Source organism: Halomonas sp. PR-M31 (genome assembly GCF_001039575.1).
Classification (GTDB): domain Bacteria; phylum Pseudomonadota; class Gammaproteobacteria; order Pseudomonadales; family Halomonadaceae; genus Modicisalibacter.
Genome location: NZ_JIBT01000009.1, coordinates 58945 through 78720, shown reverse-complemented (window position 1 = coordinate 78720; position 19776 = coordinate 58945). Strand labels below are relative to the sequence as shown.

Here is a 19776-nt window from a genome sequence, read left to right as displayed (position 1 = left end):
GCTGACAACTTCGGCTCCCTGATCTTGCCCAAGCTTACCAACGTGACTGACGTGCTAGCCGAGCTGGAAACCAAGAACCTGGGTAGCAACCTGTTCCTGGCCGACACGCACAGCAAGGTACTGAAAGTACTGCGTATGGCCGAAGCCTTGAGCCCCCGCTACGCCGTGGTCGTCGCCAACCCGCCCTACATGGGGGGCAAGGGCATGAATGGACGGCTCGGCGCCTGGGCCAAGGAGAACTACCCAAAGAGCAAGTCCGACCTGTTTGCCATGTTCATAGAGCGTAATCTGGATATGACGGTGGCCGGTGGCGCTGTCGCCATGATTACAATGCAGAGCTGGATGTTCCTCTCTTCCTTCGAGGCTTTGCGCGGCCGCATTCTCGATCAGCACACTATTTTGTCGATGGCCCATCTGGGCGCACGGGCTTTTGACAGCATCGGTGGGGAAGTGGTTTCAACGACAGCTTTCGTACTCGAAAACGCACATAAACCGCATTATCAAGGAGCTTATCTGCGATTGGTTGATGGTAATTCGGAGGCTGAGAAGATGGCCATGATGGCACAGGCTATTGCGCAGGGTAGATATGCATGACCAGCAGCCCATATCTCAAGCCTTGCATGACCTTCAAACGGTATGTCTTTAAAGAATCAGGAGTCGAACATGGCAGATAAGTTAACGATTACGAGAGGTGTGAACAAGAAACCAGTCTCAACCGACGTGCTGGAACAGAGCCTTGAGGCTTTGCAAAATATAGAGGGCGAAGCTTTCACTGGATACCCACTGATTGCGACACCTGATGGCAAGTACTCGATTGATGCCACACTGGTGAGCCCATCTAAAGGCATCGTACTATTCGATCTCATAGAGGGGCCAGAGGTCGGGGAATACACAGAGCGCCAGGATGATTTGGCAAACAAGATCGAGGCACGATTGAAATTGCATCGTGAGTTGGTCAAAGGGCGTCATTTGCGGGTACCGCTTTGGGTCATTTCGTTCGCGCCTGGCATCGACAATATCGAGTCGGTTGCAGTACCTGATTACCCTCTTGTCAATGAGCATGGCCTTGCTAACGTGTTGAATACGCTGGACTGGTCTGAAAGCAGCGAAGATCTTTATCGGTTGACGTTGTCGGCCATCGAAAGCCTCAGCAGTATTCGGAAAAGCCGTTCCAAACGAGAGGTTCATCGGGCTGATTCACGTGGAGCGAAACTCAAGCAGCTGGAAGATTCCATCGCGACGCTCGATCATCGTCAGAACAAAGCCGTCATCGAAACGGTAGATGGTGTTCAACGTATCCGGGGGCTGGCTGGTTCAGGCAAAACCATCGTATTGGCACTTAAGGCTGCTTACTTGCACACACAGTACCCGGATTGGCGTATTGCTGTAACTTTCCATACTCGCTCCCTCAAAGGGCAGTTCCGGCGCTTAATCAACAACTTTTGTATTGAGCAGAGCGGAGAGGAGCCGGACTGGACAAAAATACGAATCGTCAACGCATGGGGCGCGCCGGGGGGGGATGCCAGAGACGGTATTTACTACGAATATTGTCGAACAACTGGGACGGAATTTCTCGACTTTAGAAGTGCATCCAGCCGATTTGGAGGGAACGAACGCGCCTTCGATGGAGCTTGTCAGACAGCATTGCAAAATGCTTCGGATGAAGCGTATCTCTACGATGCATTTCTCGTGGATGAAGCACAGGACTTTGCACCAAGCTTTCTAAAGCTTTGTTACTCAATGCTAAAGCCGCCAAAAAGGTTGGTCTATGCGTATGACGAGCTTCAAAATCTTTCCGGAATTTCGCTTCCGCCGCCAGAGATTATTTTCGGAGATAATGAGCGTGGGCAACCATTAGTCACTTTCGGTGATGATCGAAGGCGAGACGTAATCCTGCAAAAATGCTATCGAAACTCACGCCCGGTTTTGGTATCCGCCCACGGCCTTGGATTCGGTATATACCGGAATGCTCCGCAAGATACAGAGACCGGCTTGGTTCAGATGTTTGATTACCCAGCGCTATGGGAGGAGATTGGTTACAAGGTTAAGGATGGCCAACTGGCGAAAGGTCAGCATGTTGTATTGGAGCGCACTACAGAAACGAGCCCAAGGTTTCTGGAGGAGCAGTTTGATATTGATGATCTCGTCCAATTCATTAAATTCGAAGATGAATCGGCGCAGAATGCATGGCTTGCTCAACAGATTCAGCACGATCTGAATGAAGATGAGCTTCGCCATGACGACATCATCGTAATTCACCCGGATCCTCGGACTGCCCGTGGTCGTACTGGTCCCATCCGCAAACAACTTTTTGAATCAGGCGTTCAGACTCACTTGGCGGGCGTGGATACCGATGCGGATGTGTTCTTCCGAACCGATACGCCATCCGTGACATTCACTGGAATATACCGTGCCAAAGGGAATGAGGGGGGCATGGTGTATGTCATTAATGCCCAGGATTGTAATGGTTCCGGACCAGGCCTGGCCAACCTTCGCAATCGCCTTTTTACCGCTATTACCCGAAGCAAAGCTTGGGTTCGTGTCATAGGGTTTGGTCCGAAGATGCAAGGCTTGATTGACGAGTTTGAGGCTCTTAAGCAAAACGACTTTGTTTTAGATTTTACTTACCCAGACGACAACCTGTTAGGTAAATTGCGCATCGTTCACCGCGACTTGTCTCCGCAAGAAAGAAAACGCCTTGAGCATAGAAAGAACCAGCTTGCCGACCTTTTGGGTGACTTGGAGAGTGGTGAGCTACATCCGGAAGACCTTGATGAGGCAACTCGCGAGAAGCTCCGAAAGTTACTTGGGGGCAGTGAATGAAAGCACTGAGCCCGAAGAGTATAAAAGAGGATCTTGATGGACTGATTTCTGAATTGATCGGAAAAGGGATTTGCGACGACGCAAATTTCTCTGCGGTCCGGTCATATGGAAACCAAGCAGACGTTACTTTTAGTGGATCGGAACACATTTCTATTGCGCTGGGCAATATCGAATATGCTGATATTTACAGCGAACTTGCTGACAAACGCTCATACAACATGAAACTTGTCGATGGTGCTCTTGTGCAATTAATGTATCGAATGAAGAGCAATAGATTAATACAGCATCGGCTTTCATTTTATCCATCACCGAACTTACTTCCGTTTCAGGATGATCCTGAATCGTACATGCGTGATGATCTGTTTCTTGAAATTATCCAGCGCAGAATAGTTCCATTTCCCCTGCGTTTCGACTTTGATGAAAGAGATGGAGTACATGCTGATGTAACTCACCCCAAAAGCCATCTTACATTGGGTGATGTAAAAGGATGCCGAATCCCGATATCAGCGCCGTTAACACCTCGATGGTTCGTCGAATTCATTCTGAGAAACTTTTATCAGACAGATAATCATGATTTTGTGAGGGACTTACCACGTCACAGAATTAAGTTTCCAGCCTCTATCACTAAAAATGAGGAGAGCCTCATGCACATGGTCGTTCCGTATCAGGTGGTTCGATGAAAGCTATGCTTTCTAGATTTCTGTTGCGGGACTTTCACTCGCTTCAATCCCGTTATGCCATTGTCCTCGGCTGGGCATCGGAGCTGCCGGTACTGGTGCAGATGAACCAACTTCCTGAGCACCATCGGCCAAAATCGGATGATCCTGATTTCTGGGCCGTGTGGTCAGGCCAGGATAACGACGGCGAGGTGGTCGAGCGCGAGGTGGATTGGAAAGCGATTGCGGATGATTGGCAGCAGGTCGACGCACCGGCTCAGAAGCAGAATTTGGAGAAAAATGATGAGTAACGGCCCAAATAATCGTACCCAACCAGTTACGGACAAATATTTTTTCCAAGCTTCAGCAGTAGAATTCAAGAAGATTCCGGGGTGTCCAATTGCATATTGGGCAAGTGCGAGTATTTATTCTGCTTTTGATTGTGCCAAACGCATTTCGGATATGACATCTTTGCATCGAGGAATCTCGACAGGCAACACTGATCTGTTTGCGCGAGTATGGCATGAGGTTCCGATAGAAAATCTTTGTATCGGTGCTAATAGCGTAGAGTCAGCTCGTCTTTCCGGAGCACGATGGTTTCCATATAACCGAGGTGGATCTTTCCGCAAGTGGTACGGGTTAGGCATCGACATCTTAGATTATGAAAATGATGGTCGCAGGATGATTGAGGCTGCGAAAAAAGGCGAGTCACCAGGATTCAGACATGATGGATCCGCTGAGTACTTCCTCCCTACAATAACTTGGACTGCGCTTACTGCGGGGAAGCCCTCATTCCGCCTTCTCGAGGCTGGTTATATATTGGGGCATAAGGGTTCTAGTATAAAGACGCCGGACAGCAGCCGTTTGGCTTTTCTTTCTTTATTCAACAGTAATACTTTTGAGAGATTTCTAGAGTACACAAGTCCAACCTTGGATATTAACATCTCTCAACTGTCGTCTTTGCCTCTGCCTGACAATTTCGATTTTTCTCAAGCAGGTAACGTGGCGATTGAATTGGTCAACCTGGGGAAAACAGATTGGAACTCCTATGAAACCTCTTGGGATTTCATCAACCTCCCACTGATGCGACCCGAGTGCCGCCAGCCTAAGCTGCATCTCACCTATCAGAAGCTCCGCGCCGTCTGGCGTGAGATGACGTTCGAAATGCAACGGTTGGAGGAAGAAAACAACCGCATCTTTATCGAGGCCTACAGCCTGCAGGATGAGCTGACCCCCGAAGTGCCATTGGATGAGATTACTCTTACCTGTAACCCCCATTACCAGTACGGCAACAGTAAAAGTGAGGACGAGCTTGAAGCACTGCTGTTGGCCGATACCATGCGCGAGCTGGTTTCCTACGCCGTGGGCTGCATGTTCGGCCGCTACGCGCTGGACAAGCCGGGCCTGATTCTCGCCAACCAAGGAGAGACCATTGAGGACTACCTGAAGCGGGTTCCGGAGCCGAGCTTCCCGGCAGACGATGACAATGTCATCCCCATGCTTGATGGCGACTGGTTCACCGACGACATCACCGAACGTTTCCGCGAATTCCTGCGCATCGCCTTTGGCGAAGAACACTATGAGAAAAACCTCCGCTTTGTCGAGCAGGCGCTGGGCAAGGACATCCGCAAGTACTTCCTGAAGGACTTCTACAACGATCACGTGCGCCGTTACAAGAAGCGACCCATCTACTGGCTGTTCTCCTCACCCAAGGGCTCATTCAATGCGTTGATCTACATGCATCGCTACCAGCCCCACACCGTGGGCACGGTGCTGGAGTATCTGCGCGATTTCAAAGATGAAAAGCTGCAAGCCCGGAAGAACCATCTGGAGGCCGTCAGTATCAGCGCCGGGGCCTCCCAGGGTGATAAGACCAAGGCCCTGAAAGAGATCGAGAAAATCAACAAAATCCTAGCCGAGTTGGATGACTACGAGCGGGATGTACTTTATCCCCTAGCTACCGAGCAGGTGGAAATCGATCTCGATGACGGGGTTAAGGTCAACTATCCGAAATTTGGCGAAGCTTTAAAGAAGATTACCGGGTTAAGCCAATGAGTCACCGTATCAGCCAAGCACTGAGCCGACTGTTCGATAAACACCGAATCGTGTTTTGGTACGACACCAAACACGAGCTGCGCAGTGACTTCGAGGCGGTTTCCATTCCCGCCGTGGAGAAGCTGGAGATCGCGAACAACGAGTACGGCCTGAAATATCGCATCCTGCGGGAGTCACCGGAACAGAAATTCCTTTTGTACAAGGAGGGGCCGCAACCAGAGGATCTGGACAACTGGCTGCTGGACGTACAGCTGGCCCACGGCGAGTTCCGGACTGACCAGGTGGCTATCTGGCTATCCGAACTGGAGCTGGGCCTGGAGTTTGCCGAGGTAGCTCAGGCTCACACTGAGTTTTTCCAGGCGATCAAGCGCAAGGAGGCGCTAAAGAAGTTGCTGAAGCCGGATGACACCGCTGGCCAGCTGCGCCTGAAGATGCTGGCCGTGTGTGCCGGTAGTGAGCCTCGCATGGACTCGGTGGTGGAAACCCTGCTGCAGCAACTGGCGGAAGAGCGCGATGATGGCATTCGGCTGATTGAGCGTTGCGGTCTGGATAGCTTCCTGTGGGAACAACTGACCCGTTTCTACGGCTACGAGGCCAGCGAACCCAGCCTGCGCGACTTCGTGATTGAGCTGTTCAAGTCCTGCTACGCCATGGGTACCGATGGCGAGGTCAAACTGACCGGCGATGCCTGGTGTTCCTCAAGCGCTGGAAAGACAGCCGGCAGTTCGAGCAAGGCTTTGAAACCCTGTCTACCGAGTGTGCCGAGGTGCTGGGTATTGAGCAGGATCTGGGTAGACGGGACTTCCGGGATCTGGTTGAGCTGGATTACTTCCGGCTAATCGATCAGAAGATTATCAGTGACCTGGTGCGGGCGGTGGTAGGCCGCACGGTCACCAGCGGCGATGTGGCACTGTGGGTGCGGCAGCGGCGCCAGGGACATTGGTACGGGGAGTTCCGCCACCTGTATGAAGCCATTGAGTTTGCGGCCCGTTTTGTCCAGATGCTGGGTGAGGCTCGTCTCACCATGGATAGCCTCTCCGACGGCGTTCAGCGATACAGCCGTTCCTGGTTCCAATTGGATCAGCTCTACCGCAAGTTTACCTACCATGTGCGCATGTCCGGCCAGGCATCGTTAATGGGCGAGCTCAGTGAGCAGGTGGAGAATCTGTATTCCAACAACTATCTGCTCAAGCTGGGCGATGGTTTTCAGGTTCACGTGGACGCAGTGACGCGCTGGGAGGCCTATCCGGTCATTCAGCAAAAGGCCTTTTTCGAGTACTGGGTTCGCCCGTACCTGCGCAAGGACAAGCGGATCTGCGTGATCATTTCCGACGCCATGCGCTACGAGATTGGTGATGAGCTGCTGGGCCTTATCCGGCAAGAAGATCGCTACAGCGCGGAGCTCGAACCGGCACTCTCGACCCTTCCCAGCTATACGCAGCTCGGTATGGCGGCACTGCTGCCCAACAAGTCCTTGGCGATTGCCGACAACGATACCGGTACGGCACTGGTGGATGGCCAAAGCTCACAGGGTACGGTCAACCGAACAAAAATCTTACAGGCTGCCCTGGATGGACGGGGCCAGGCCGTCAAGGCGGAAGATTTTATGCAGCTCAACCGGGAAGACAGCCGGGAGCTGCTCAAGGGTAACGATGTGGTGTACATCTACCACAACCGCATCGACCACACCGGCGACAAGATGCACTCAGAGGGGCAGGCCTTTGAAGCGGCGGAACAAACCCTGGCTGATCTCATACGCCTGATCAAGAAGCTCACGGCGGCCAACGCTAACAACCTGCTGATCACCGCTGATCATGGCTTTATTTACCAGAACCGTGAGCTGGATGAGAGTGACTTCCTGGGTGAGGTCGTTTCTGGCGATGATATTCGCTACCGGGACCGTCGATTTGTGCTGGGTAAGGGGCTGTCCGCCTCTCCGGCGTTCCATCACTTCTCGTCCGAGCAGCTTGGGCTGGATGGCGATATGGAAGTGCAGATTCCCAAGTCGATCAACCGGCTGCGCCTTAAGGGCTCAGGCAGCCGCTTTGTGCATGGTGGGGCATCTCTTCAGGAGGTTGTGATTCCAGTCCTGAAAGTTAACAAGAAGCGCCAGAGTGATGTCAGCGCTGTTGAGGTGGACATCCTGCGTGGGGCCAGCTCGGTGATCACTTCCGGCCAACTGGCGGTCACCTTGTATCAGTCCGGGCCGGTTACCGAGAAAGTACAGCCTCGCCACCTGCGGGCCGGGATTTATACCCAGTCAGGGGAGTTGATCTCGGACAGTCACGAACTGTCGTTTGACCTGACCTCGGAGAATCCCCGCGAGCGGGAGCTTCAGGTGCGCTTTGTGCTCAGCCGCAAGGCGGACGAGGCCAACGGCCAGGAGGTCTTCCTAAAGCTGGAAGAACAGCACGCCGGTACCTCCCACTATAAGGAATACAAGTCGCTCAGGTATTTGATGCGGCGGTCCTTTACCAGCGATTTTGATTTCTGAGGGTTATAGCCAATGAGTACGCTTGACCAAAAGATTAACGAACACTTCCCCGGGTTGGTAGTGCGCAAAGACCTGGTGAAAACGGTCAAGGGCAATGCCATCGTCCCTTCCTATGTGCTGGAGTATCTGCTCGGCCAGTACTGCGCCACCAACGACGAGGCCACGATTCAGACGGGTATCGAAACGGTCAAGGAGATTCTGGCCAAGCACTATGTCCACCGAAACGAGGCCGGGCTGGTGCGCTCGAATATCAAGGAAAAGGGGCGCTACAAGGTGATCGACAAGATCAGCGTGGCCCTGAATGAGAAGACGGATGCCTACGAGGCGCAGTTCTCCAACCTGGGAATCAAGAAGGTATTGGTGGATTCGGGAACCGTGAAGGCCCACCCCAAACTCCTGGTAAGCGGCGTCTGGTGCATTGCGGACATCGAATACGTATTTTCTGAAGACCAGAACGCCAGCCCCTGGATCCTGTCCACCCTCAAGCCAATTCAGCTGTCGCACTTCGACTACGACGTCTACGTCGCTGCGCGGCAGCAGTTCAGCACCGATGAGTGGATTGACCTGCTGATACAGAGTATCGGCTTTAACCCGGAGATGTTCGGGCGGCGCAGCAAGCTCCTCCAGCTCCTGCGCCTGGTTCCTTTCTGCGAGCGCAACTACAACCTGATTGAACTCGGGCCCAAGGGGACAGGCAAATCCCACGTTTACTCCGAGTTCTCGCCCCATGGGATTCTGGTATCCGGCGGTGAAGTCACCGTACCCAAACTGTTTGTGAATAACTCCAGCGGCAAGATCGGCTTGGTAGGGTACTGGGATTGTGTGGCCTTCGACGAATTCGCCGGCAAGCAGAAGCGCGTCGACAAAGCCCTCGTCGACATCATGAAGAACTACATGGCCAACAAGTCCTTCTCCCGGGGTGTGGAAACCCTGGGCGCCGAGGCCTCCATGGTGTTCGTGGGAAATACCCGGCATACCGTGCCGTATATGCTGAAACATTCCGACCTGTTCGATGAGCTTCCGGACAAGTTCTACGATTCCGCCTTTCTGGACCGGATCCACTTCTACATCCCGGGGTGGGAGGTCGACATCATCCGGGGCGAGATGTTCTCCGACGGCTATGGCTTTGTGGTGGACTACCTTGCGGAAATCCTGCGCTCGATGCGGAACTACGATTACTCCGATCAGTATAAGGAGCACTTTACCCTGTCTTCGGATATCTCAACCCGTGACCGGGACGGTATCAACAAGACCTTTTCTGGCTTGATGAAGATCCTGTTCCCCCAGGGGGGAGCGACCAGGGAAGAGGTGGAAGAAGTGCTGCGTTTTGCCATCGAGGGGCGCAAGCGGGTCAAGGACCAGTTACAGCGGATTGATACCACCTACGGCGAAGTACGCTTTTCCTATCACGATCAGCAAGGGCAGGAACGGCTGGTCACCACACTTGAGGAAGAGGAGTACCCGGGTTACTACCACCAGACGGTGTCTACCCCTGATGACGGGGGAGTAGAAGCCGAGCCAACAGAGGACGTTAAAGGTGTCGAGCCCAAAGAGCCATATTCCCCCGAGCCCGCACTGGAAGAAAAGCACCTGACCTTCCAGGAAAACCAGAAGGGTATCTCATTCGACGGCTTGTTTGGCCCATACCTGAAGGGAGCCAGCAAGATCACCGTCACAGACCCCTACATTCGGCTTTTCTACCAGATCCGCAATTTCATGGAGTTTCTCGAAGCCATCGTGAAGAACAAGGCCGAAGAGGATGAAATGTCGGTACATCTGGTTACCGTCCGGGATGAGTTCAAGGGTGATCTTCAAGACGAAAGTTTTGAAAAGATCCAGGAGTCTGCTCGCACCGTGGGCATCGACTTCACCTGGGAGTTTGACGAAAGCGGCACCATTCACGCACGTCATATCGTTACGGACCACGGCTGGAAGATTTCACTGGATCGAGGGCTGGACATCTTTCAGCACTACGAGATGAATGAAGCCTTCGCGTTTGCCAACCGGTTGCAGCAGTTTCGGTCTAGCAAGGCCTTCGAGGCTACATTTATCAAGCAGGATTAATCATACGCGACTCGGCATCTAGCGCTGTCGTAGCTTACCCACAATCAATTGCGCGACTTCCATCAGCATCTCGTTGTCGATGGGATGAGCGAGATCCAGCGCCAGGCTGTGACGATAGAAGGGGCTCAGGTCCAGCCCCACACCCAGGCCGCGAATCTCGACCTCGCCCTGACGTTCCCGGCGGGCGATGACATCCTTCAGGTGGTTGTCCAGGTAGAACTTGTCGTTGGCTAGGTTGGTGGCGGTGTCCATGGGGCAGCCGTCGGAGATGACGATAAGGATACGGCGCTGCTCATCCTGGCCAGTCATGCGGTTGCAGGCCCAGTCCACCGCCTCGCCGTCGATGCCTTCGCGATAGAGATCGTGCTTGAGCAGGGCGCCGATGTTGCGGCGCACCCGGCGCAGCGCTGGGCGGCTTCCTTGAATACCAGATAGCGCACTTCATTGAGGCGGCCCGGGTTTTTCGGACGCCCTGCGCCCATCCATTCCTTCTGGGCACGGCCTCCGTTCCAGGTATTGGTGGTAAAGCCGAGAATTTCCGTGGTGACGCCGGCCATTTCCAGGGCTCGGGTTAGCAAATCCAGAAGTATGGCGGTGGATTCGCTGTAGGTCTTCATCGAGCCGGAGCAATCGATCAGAAAGCTGACCATGCTGTTGGCCTTGGGCTTGTACTGCTCGAGCCGGAACAGGCGTCGCTCTGCCGGAGAGGTGATCAACTGGGCCAAGCGCCGCCCGTCGATATAGCCTTCCTCTTCACCGAAGCTCCAGCCGTCCCGCTCGACGTTGCTAAGATGCGCGGTAAACAGCTGTGCCAGACGGCGGATATTGATACCCAACTCCGCAATCTCCTTGTCCAGGCGCTGGCGATACTCATCGAGTTTGGCATCTCTCACCAGGTCGGAGGCGGCCTCTTCACGATCATGGGCCGTGGTGAAGATGCGATAGCGCTGCTCCGCGTCGTCGAAGACCTTGCTGTGGCCGGAGAGGGCGGTGGTGAAGCCTTCGTCGTCTTCTTCGTCGAAATCGAGAAAAAGCGCGAAGCCTTCCGATTCATCGTCATCATCCTGATCGTCGTCATCACCCAGTGCCTCTCGGGCATCGGCGACTCCTTCGGCGGTTACCCGGGCAATATTGAGCGCGTGTTCGGCGAAGGCCGCCTGATCCCGGCGATGACGCCGCAGCCCGGCCAGATCTGCGCCGATAATCGGCACCAGACGCCCCCGGGTGGTTTCGATGAAATCCCCGGTTTCATCATCAAGCGGACGACCGGTGATGCGCGTCCAGCAGATCATGGCAATGGAGAAAATCAGCCGGCCAACGATACCTTCGGTCAAGCGTGAGTTATGAAAATCCTGGGACCAGGCCTCGAAGCGCTGATCCAGATTGCGGGCCATGCCGGGCAGGCCTTTTGGCACCAGGGCCTCGACCCGCAGCTGCTCGAGAAGCTCGAAGACCAAGCGTGCTACCGAGTCTTCCGGACACAGTCGACGGTGCAGGTCAATGTCGGAATGCAACAGGCGCAGGGCCGTGGCATCCGCAACGCCACGATAGGCGGTGAAATCCAGATTGTCGTCATCCAGACGCAGATGGGGCGCATAGAGCGCCACCGGCTTTGCGCCGTGGTGCAGGCGCTTGCCCCGGTAGTGCAGATCGCGCTCTCCGGTCAGCGCGCGAAGCGAGGCAGCACAAAGCTCCTCGATGTGCTGTTGGCGGCGGGCAAGCTGCTGAGGCGTAGCCACTAGAACGTATCCTGATGGTTCTGATAGGACTCGTCGAGCTCTTCACCGAAGCAGCGCTGATAGTATTCCGCCACGATGGGACGCTCGGCTTCATCGCACTTGTTCAAGAATGACAGACGAAAAGCCCGGGCCGGGTTACGAAAGATCTCGCAGTTCTCCGCCCAGGTGATCACCGTGCGCGGCGACATCAGAGTGGAAAGATCGCCGGCGGCAAAGCCCTTGCGAGTCAGATCCGCGACCTCGACCATGGAATCGATCAGCTTGCGGCCTTTCTCATTGTCCTTGGCGGGGACCCGGGCCAGGGTGATCTTGACCTCTTCGTCGTGGGGCAGGTAATCGAGCTTGGCAACGATGTTCCAGCGGTCGATCTGGGCATGATTGAGCACCTGGGTGCCATGGTACATGCCGTCAAGATTGCCAAGACCCACGGTGTTGGCGGTGGCGAACAGGCGGAAATAGGGGTGTGGGTGAATCACTCGGTTCTGATCCAGCAAGGTGAAGTTGCCGTCTCGCTCGAGAATGCGCTGGATGACGAACATGACGTCCGGGCGACCGGCATCGTACTCATCGAAAATCAACGCCACCGGCCGTTGCAGCGACCAGGGCACGATGCCTTCCTGAAACTCCGTGACCTGCAGGCCGTCGCGCACCACGATGGTGTCCTTGCCGACCAGATCGAGACGACTGATATGCCCATCTAGGTTGACCCGCAGGCAGGGCCAGTTCAATCGCGCTGCCACCTGTTCGATGTGGGTCGATTTGCCGGTGCCGTGAAGCCCTTGAACCATGACCCGGCGGTTGCGGGTAAAACCTGCCAGTATCGCCAGGGTCACGTCCGGATTGAAGCGATAGGCGGTGTCGATTTCCGGGACATGATCGCCGCGCTCACTGAAGGTGGGCACCTCCAGGTCACTATCGATATCGAAAAGCGTGCGCACGGACTGCATCTTGTCGGGCTTGGCATTTTGAAGCTCGGTCACATCAGGTCTCCTGAAGGCGGTCTTTGGCACAATCATGGGCGTTGTTTCGTGGCGCTATCTTGAGTCTAGATGAAAGAATGAAACAGTCACGCAATCATAGCCGTGTTTCTAAAAAGCATGCAAATCGTATCGTTTTTTGAAACTATTTGTTCATAAATGACGATTTTGCGATGAGACCCTGACGAATGAACGATTTTCTGATTGTGGGTGGCGGCGTGATCGGCATGATGACGGCTTGGCAGCTGGCGGATGCGGGCCATGAAGTGACGCTGATCGAACGCGGACAGTGCGGTCATGAAGCCTCTTGGGCCGGGGGCGGAATCGTTTCACCGCTTTATCCCTGGCGTCATCCCGAGTCGATCTCCCAGCTGTCGCGCTGGTCCGAAGACTATTATCCCGAGCTCGCCGAGCGCTTGCTGGCTGAAACGGGCATCGATCCGGAATACCGCCAGAAAGGCTTGCTTTATCTGCGTGTCGACGATGAAGCCGAGGCCATCAAATGGGCGCAGCAAATGAATAAACCGCTGGAACGTGTCGACGCCGATTTCCTGTACGACAAGGAGCCAAATCTGGCGCCGTGCTTCGATGACGCGCTGTGGATGCCGACCCTGGGCAGCATTCGCAACCCCCGCTTGGGTCAGGCGCTACGGGCCAAGCTGCAGTCGCTGGTGAATGTGACAATGCAGGAAGGGGTAGAGGTACAAGGATTGCAGTACCGAAACGATCAGGTGGTGCTGAAAACCCGAACTGGCCCTTTGATCGCAGCCCAGGTCATTCTCTGCGGCGGTGCCTGGACCGGCCAGCTATTGAAAACCCTAGGGCTCGAGTTGCCCGTTCATCCGGTCAAGGGGCAGATGATGGTGTTCAAGACGCCACCCATATCGGACGGACGCTTGTTGCTCGAGCGGGTCGTGCTGGCGGATGGACGCTATCTGATCCCGCGCGCCGATGGGCGGGTGCTGGTCGGCTCGACTCTTGAACACGCGGATTTCGACAAGACCCCGACAGATCGGGCTCGCGCATCGCTCTATGCAAGCGCTGTCGCCATGCTGCCGGCGCTTGCTCGATGCGAGGTGGAGCATCACTGGGCCGGACTGCGTCCGGGATCTCCTCAAGGAATACCTTTCATCGGGCCGGTACCGGGCATCAAGGGATTGTTCGTCAATGCAGGACACTACCGCAACGGGCTGGTGCTGGCTCCTGCCGCAACGCGCCTGCTGGTGAATCGGCTGCTGGGCCAGACGCCGATACTCGATCCTACGCCCTATCAGTGGTGATCCTGGGCTGGTCCAACAGTTGTATCTCATCTGGTGCTAGGTGTTTTGCCTGTAGTAGTACTACGCTGAAGTAATGCAGGCGGCAAAATCACGTTTTGCTGCATGTCTTATTTTGAACAACTATCCCTACGTCAGGAGTACCGCATGAGCCAGCTCGACGCCGATTTCCTCAAGGCCTTCAGTAAAGCCCTCAACGATCATGATATCGATGCGGTAATGTCGATGATGACCGATGACTGTGAATTTCATGCCATCGCAGGCCCGGACCTGCTGGGCAAGACGTTCAAGGGCCAGGACGAAGTGCGTCAAGGCCTCGAAGGCGCCTGGAAGAATGCACCGGACGCGGAGTGGGTCGATGGCGAACATTACGTGATCGGCGATCACGGCTTTTCCGAAACTACCTACAAAGGCACTACTACCGACGGTGTTCGTTCGGAAGCTCGTATGATCGACGCCTTCACCTTCCGTGATGGCAAGATCGCGGTCAAGAATGCCTTCCGCAAGAACCGTCCGCCCCTCAATCAAGGCGCCTGATAGACCAACGACTTAGCAATCAAGACATCCCTATTCTGAGGAGTCAGATCATGGATACAACAACCCAGGCAAGTACGACGGCAGGCCGCAGCACTGCCCCCTCACAGCCTTATGATCCGGCCTACGATCCCCTGAAAAGCAAGACACCGGGTCAGGGGCGAGACTATGCCCCGACCTACTGGATCGGCACCGCAGGTGAGCCACCGGAGGATGATGGTCCGGTCACTCAGGATATGGATGTCGATGTGGTCATCATCGGCTCGGGATTCACCGGCCTGACCGCCGCTATTTTCCTTGCCCAGGAGCATGGCATAAAAGCGACGGTACTCGAAGCCAACCGTTCCAGCTGGGGCTGTAGTACCCGTAACGGCGGGCAGGCCCAGTGTGCGTCAGGCCGTCTGAAGCGCTCCCAGTGGATCGAGCGCTGGGGCTTGGACACCGCGCTTAAGATGCATGAAGAGTGCGTCGCCGGTATGAATACCTTCAAGGAGCTGATCAAGGACATCGACTGTGAGCCTCAGTACGGCGGCCACCTGTATCTAGCGCATCGTGACAAGGTAATGAAGACGCTGGAGAAAGAAGCCAAGCTGCTGCGCGAAACCTTCGACTACGACGCTCAGATGCTCGATGCGGACACGGTCAAGCGGGACTGGGTAGGCGATACCGAAGCCGCTGGCGCCATGCATGAGCCCGAGGGTATCGGTATCCACGCGGGCAAGCTGGCCTTCGGCTACCACAAGAAAGCCCGTGCGCTCGGCGCCAAGATTCACCCGTGCAGTCCGGTGCAGGGGTGGGAAACACGCAACGGCGTGCACTACCTGAAGACGCCGGGCGGCACCGTAAAGGCCCGTGCCGTGGGTATCGCCACCGGCGGTTATACGTCTCAGAGTCTGCATCCGGAGCTCAAGAATCGTCTGCTGCCAATTCTGTCCAACTCGCTGGTTACTCGGCCGTTGACGGAAAAGGAAATCGACGACTGCAGCTTCAAAACCAAGCAGGTGATCACGGATACCCGGATACTACGCCACTACTATCGGCGCCTGCCGGATAATCGGGTGCAGATCGGTAGTCGTAGCGCTATTTCGGGCAAGGATGCGCCGGCCAAGAAGTTCGAAGAGATGCTGATTCGCGATCTGCATCTCAAGTTTCCGGCACTCAAGGGCATTCAGATCGACTACTCCTGGTGGGGCTGGGTCGATGTCAGCCACGATATGATGCCGCGCATCTATCAGCCGGATGCCAGCCAGGAGCTTTACTATGCCTTAGGCTATGGCGGCAACGGGGTAATGTATTCCGCCCAGGCCGGCAAGCGGCTGGCGCAATTCATCGCCGGTCAAGGCCAGGAACTCGATCTGCCGATCTTCAATTCGCGGCTGCCGTTCCCCAATCTGCGCGAAAAGGTCGAGTCCGAAGTGTTCGCGCCGTTCCGCCGTATTGGCCAGCGCTTCCTTTACCGCTGGTATTATCTGCAGGATGAAGTGCTCTAAATACGATCAAAAGGCTCATGATGAAACCGGCTTTCCGAAAGGAGGCCGGTTTTTTGTTGTGCATCTTCCAGGTACCGCATCATGGCGTATCGATAATGACCGCTTGGGCCACGAGCCTTGCCAGCTTTTCGATGCCTGCGGCAATGCGAGCCTCGGCGATCGCCGAGAAGCCGAGGCGAAAGTATTCGCTGTAAGGCTCATCGAAAAAGTGCAGATCTCCTCGTTCGATTAAAATGCCGTGCTCCCGGGCCAGTTCCTGCAGCAAGCGGCAATCCATGCCCGGCGGCCCTTTGATCCAGAAGCTGGAGCCGCCATAGATAGAAGGAGTCGAGGCGTGAGGCATGTGAATGGCCAGCGCCTCGCCCATGCATCGCCAGCGGCGATGATAGACGCGATGAATCTGACGAAGTAATGCATCGTGATAGCCGCGATCCAAAAATAAAGCCACCGCACGCTGATTGTTGGTGGGTGGGTGGCGCAACATCAATCGACGCAGCGCTCGGGCCTCGCGGATCAAAGCCGGCGGGCCGACCATGTAGCCTACCCGCAACCCCGGGGCGAGAGTCTTGGAAAGACTTCCGACGTAAATGACCCGCTGGTGCTTGTCCAGGCTCTTGAGGGCCGGGGTGGGGTTTTCCAGATAGTTGGTCTCGCTTTCGTAATCGTCCTCGATGACCAGAAAGTTGTCCTGCTCTGCCAGGTCGAGCAGTGCCCGCCGCCGGTCAAGGGGCATGGTGACCGTGGTGGGCGACTGATGGCTGGGGGTGACATAAGTAAGGTCGCAGGTACTGATCTGCATGTCAGGGCGCATGCCTTGGGCATCTACCGGCAGCAAAAGAATATCGTCGGTGAAGGTCGAGGCGATGTTGAACATGTCGACATAGCCGGGATTTTCCATGCCGAAGCGTCGACCTTTTTTGAGCAGCAGCATGCTGACCAGCCAAAGGGCCTGCTGGGCGCCCACGGTCACCAGAATCTCTTCCGGCGCTGCCCATACGCCACGTCGGGGCAGCAGACGAGTGCGGATTTGCTTGATCAACAAAGGATCGTCGTCGTTTAGATGATCCACCGCCCAGCTGCGAATGGCCGGCACGCTCATGGAATCCCGGCTGCACTCCCGCCATTGGGGCGTCGGGAAGAGTTCCGGATCGATCTGGCCATATAGAAATGGATACTCGTAACAGGACCAGTCGTTGGGTTTGTTGATGGTTCTCTGCTGGGAAGGGCGCATGGTCAGTAGCTCTTCCCAGGCTAGTTGCTCAGCATCGATGTCGTTCAGACGCTCCGGCCTTGCCGCATGCCCTTTGAGGATCTCTGGATTGACAAAATAGCCGCTGCGGCTCTTCGCTAACAGATAGCCGCTGTCGAGCAATTGTTCGTAGACCAGCATGACGGTATTGCGGGCAATGCCCAGCTCCTGGGCCAGTTTACGACTCGAGGGCAGCGCCTTGTCCATCGGGATATGACCATCGAGAATCGCGCGTGCCACCTGTTCGCGTAGCTGTTTTTGCAAGCTGGCCGGTAGTTGAGGATCAAGATGAAAAAGTAGTTGATTCATGGCGGTCGTCAAAGAGCCGATAATGATCGGCGTTTCAGGTTGGGGCGAGATACGTATTGCTGACATTGTGCCAGTATTGCGCCAGGCAGTTGGCCGAATTGGTAAACAATGTGTCGCACGACGCGTTTTCTGGACGTCTAGCTCTACTACTTAAGTCATGTTTGGGGTGCTTGACGATGCGGCGAACTCATTGAATTGCACAGGATTGTACGAACTGGACCAAAACGCTAGGTCGATCTGGCCCTATTGATAGTCTGAGCGTCTGAAGGACATTGGTTGCCGTAGTACGTCAATGGATCATGACGGTATCGGTCAAGCCTGGCCAATGGAGACGGCCGTACCGTTTGGAACGGCAACGACGATAAAGATGTTTAAACGGTAACCGATAATTAATTAAGCCAAGATGATTTTGTGATCCATGGCTCAGTAGAAAAAATAAAGTCGAAGCTGTCTTTCAGGAATCACGACTGCTAAAAAGTAATGGTGCATCTCAGCACCTCGTAGACAAGAATAACGCTAGGAGTATGTCATGAAACTAAAAAAACTGATGCTGCCTGCCGCCGTCTCTATTGCCAGTCTAGCGCTTAGTGGTAGCGTGTTGGCACAGAATTGGAAATTGGCGACCGGGGATGCCGCCGGGGGAACCCAGTACGAGCTCGCCACAACCTTCGCCAAACTGATCGAAGAGAAGACCGATGGCGAAATCACGGCGGACATCTTCCCCAACGGACAATTGGGAAGCGAGCAGGACACCGTCAATAACGCCAGCATGGGGCTGCTCGATCTCTCGATCCTTGCCATCAACAACATCACGCCGTTTTCACCCACCGTTGGCGTAATGACACTGCCCTACGTGATTCATAATGCCGAAGATGCCAAGAAGCTGACTCAAGGTGACATTGGCAAGGAACTGACGGAAAACACCATTCGCGATGCGGGTGTACGGATTTTGGGCTGGGCCTACTCGGGCTGTCGTCGTCTGACCAACTCTGCCAAGGCCGTCGAAAAGCCTGCCGATCTTGATGGACTGGTCATTCGCGTACCCAAAAACGAAATCATGATCGCTTCTTATCAGGCTTGGGGTATCAACCCCAACCCGCTGGCTTGGTCGGAAACCTTCACCGCCCTACAGCAGGGTGTGGTCGACGGTCAGGACAACCCGTACATCACCATCGATGCCATGAAGTTCTACGAAGTGCAAGATCATGTCACCGATAGCTGCTACATTTTCTCCCTCGAGCCTCTGATCATGGGTGAAGGGCAGTTCCAGAGCCTGGATCCGAAGATGCAGGAAGCCGTACTCGCTGCTGGTCAAGAAGCCACCGAGCACAGCTACGATTATCTTCTTGAAACCGAAGACTCCATCAAGAAGAAGCTGGTCGATGAGCATGGTATGACCATTACTCAGCCCGCCAACGATGAGAAAGAGTGGATCGATCAGGCTACCCAGATCTGGCCGAAGTTCTACGACAGCATCGGCGGCAAGGAAAAACTCGACGAAGCGTTGCAAGCGCTCGGTCGCGAGCCAGCCCCTGCGGGATGATATCTACCAAGTACGCGCTGTAATCCGAATTCTGCACCGACTCTTAGGAGTCGGTGCAGACGTTTGTGACTTAGGGAATTGCTGAATAAATCGCCGAGCGAAATGAAGTGCAAGGCGCACGGAGCGCAGGAAACGAGACATAACACGGGGTTAGGCAAGTTTTCGAGCACCGCGCAACGCCGCAATTCGTTCGTGTAGGCATTTATGCAGTGATTTCCTAAAGAGACCGAGATTACCGGATCATGCCCAGGCAGAGCCGCTCGCGATGGTACCTCATTGTTGGGCAATCGCGGGTCACCGCTGCATCGGTGTGGGCGATTCTGTCTGTAGACTGGACTGGCAGCAAACAGATGTCGGCAATCGTTTTCCTGTACGCCTGTCCACAAGACTTAAGTCAAAGTCTTGTTATATGCCAGCTAGTGAAGATGTTGAATTACGATGAATTATACAAACTGGCCCAAAATAAATTGACGAATTGGCCCTGTTGATGGTCCCGGTGCTTGAAAGAGAGTAGATAACGAAGCGCCTCAATGGATCATGACTGGGTTTACAGGTATGTTCGTCAA

General features: G+C 54.8%; 15 protein-coding genes and 1 pseudogene. 12 read left to right on the top strand and 4 right to left on the bottom strand.

What is annotated here, in order from left to right; genetic code table 11:
- From CH74_RS03705 to brxL, 8 genes and pseudogenes are all read left to right on the top strand, one after another.
- Positions 1 to 594, top strand: a 594-nt coding sequence (locus CH74_RS03705; protein WP_048306121.1) for an Eco57I restriction-modification methylase domain-containing protein, incomplete at its 5' end; no start/stop codon positions are given.
- A 69-nt stretch (positions 595 to 663) separates the two neighbouring features.
- Positions 664 to 2823, top strand: a complete 2160-nt coding sequence (locus CH74_RS03700) for a DEAD/DEAH box helicase (RefSeq protein WP_048306120.1) — start codon at positions 664 to 666, stop codon at positions 2821 to 2823.
- Positions 2820 to 3503 carry a DUF2290 domain-containing protein gene (locus tag CH74_RS18125; RefSeq protein WP_156181343.1) on the top strand — a complete coding sequence of 228 codons (684 nt, stop codon included), beginning with the start codon at positions 2820 to 2822 and terminating at the stop codon, positions 3501 to 3503. Before CH74_RS03700 ends, CH74_RS18125 begins: the two co-directional genes overlap by 4 nt.
- Positions 3500 to 3790, top strand: a complete 291-nt coding sequence (locus tag CH74_RS19305) for a hypothetical protein (protein WP_048306119.1) — start codon at positions 3500 to 3502, stop codon at positions 3788 to 3790. Before CH74_RS18125 ends, CH74_RS19305 begins: the two co-directional genes overlap by 4 nt.
- The gene (gene pglX, locus CH74_RS18555; protein ID WP_253272928.1) at positions 3783 to 5534 is read left to right on the top strand and encodes a BREX-1 system adenine-specific DNA-methyltransferase PglX; all 1752 of its coding nucleotides are present in this window, start codon (positions 3783 to 3785) and stop codon (positions 5532 to 5534) included. Before CH74_RS19305 ends, pglX begins: the two co-directional genes overlap by 8 nt.
- A pseudogene (locus CH74_RS19300) lies at positions 5531 to 6148 on the top strand (BREX-1 system phosphatase PglZ type A); the annotation flags it as partial. The gene pglX and the pseudogene CH74_RS19300, both read left to right, overlap by 4 nt.
- Before the next feature lie 77 nt (positions 6149 to 6225).
- Positions 6226 to 8028 (top strand): BREX-1 system phosphatase PglZ type A, encoded by a 1803-nt coding sequence (pglZ, locus tag CH74_RS03685; RefSeq protein ID WP_253272927.1) that lies wholly within the window; start codon positions 6226 to 6228, stop codon positions 8026 to 8028.
- A 12-nt stretch (positions 8029 to 8040) separates the two neighbouring features.
- Positions 8041 to 10092 (top strand): BREX system Lon protease-like protein BrxL, encoded by a 2052-nt coding sequence (brxL, locus tag CH74_RS03680; protein WP_048306118.1) that lies wholly within the window; start codon positions 8041 to 8043, stop codon positions 10090 to 10092.
- 18 nt (positions 10093 to 10110) lie between these two features.
- Here the strand turns inward: brxL and CH74_RS18925 are convergent, their stop codons facing one another.
- From CH74_RS18925 to CH74_RS03670, 3 genes are read right to left on the bottom strand one after another with little or no spacing between them, the layout of a single operon-like run.
- Positions 10111 to 10488 carry a hypothetical protein gene (locus tag CH74_RS18925; protein WP_216594706.1) on the bottom strand — a complete coding sequence of 126 codons (378 nt, stop codon included), beginning with the start codon at positions 10486 to 10488 and terminating at the stop codon, positions 10111 to 10113.
- Positions 10398 to 11831, bottom strand: a complete 1434-nt coding sequence (locus tag CH74_RS03675) for a cobalamin biosynthesis protein CobT (RefSeq protein ID WP_216594705.1) — start codon at positions 11829 to 11831, stop codon at positions 10398 to 10400. The genes CH74_RS18925 and CH74_RS03675 overlap by 91 nt, the downstream gene beginning before the upstream one ends.
- A complete protein-coding gene (locus tag CH74_RS03670) occupies positions 11831 to 12811 on the bottom strand; it encodes an AAA family ATPase (protein ID WP_048306117.1) in 981 nt (326 codons plus the stop codon). The genes CH74_RS03675 and CH74_RS03670 overlap by 1 nt, the downstream gene beginning before the upstream one ends.
- Positions 12812 to 12996: 185 nt before the next feature.
- Between CH74_RS03670 and thiO the strand changes: the two genes are divergently transcribed.
- From thiO to CH74_RS03655, 3 genes are all read left to right on the top strand, one after another.
- Positions 12997 to 14088, top strand: a complete 1092-nt coding sequence (thiO, locus tag CH74_RS03665) for a glycine oxidase ThiO (protein ID WP_048306116.1) — start codon at positions 12997 to 12999, stop codon at positions 14086 to 14088.
- A gap of 144 nt (positions 14089 to 14232) precedes the next feature.
- Positions 14233 to 14622 (top strand): nuclear transport factor 2 family protein, encoded by a 390-nt coding sequence (locus tag CH74_RS03660; RefSeq protein WP_048306115.1) that lies wholly within the window; start codon positions 14233 to 14235, stop codon positions 14620 to 14622.
- Positions 14623 to 14672: 50 nt separating this feature from the next.
- Positions 14673 to 16109, top strand: coding sequence for an FAD-binding oxidoreductase (locus tag CH74_RS03655; protein ID WP_048306114.1), 1437 nt, complete (start codon positions 14673 to 14675; stop codon positions 16107 to 16109).
- 79 nt (positions 16110 to 16188) lie between these two features.
- On the opposite strand, the gene CH74_RS03650 is transcribed toward CH74_RS03655, so the two are convergent.
- On the bottom strand, positions 16189 to 17667 hold the full coding sequence (locus CH74_RS03650; RefSeq protein ID WP_048306134.1) for a PLP-dependent aminotransferase family protein: 1479 nt from the start codon (positions 17665 to 17667) through the stop codon (positions 16189 to 16191).
- A 529-nt stretch (positions 17668 to 18196) separates the two neighbouring features.
- On the opposite strand from CH74_RS03650, the gene CH74_RS03645 reads away from it, so the two are divergent.
- Positions 18197 to 19210 (top strand): TRAP transporter substrate-binding protein, encoded by a 1014-nt coding sequence (locus CH74_RS03645; RefSeq protein WP_048306113.1) that lies wholly within the window; start codon positions 18197 to 18199, stop codon positions 19208 to 19210.
- Positions 19211 to 19776: the final 566 nt, after the last annotated feature.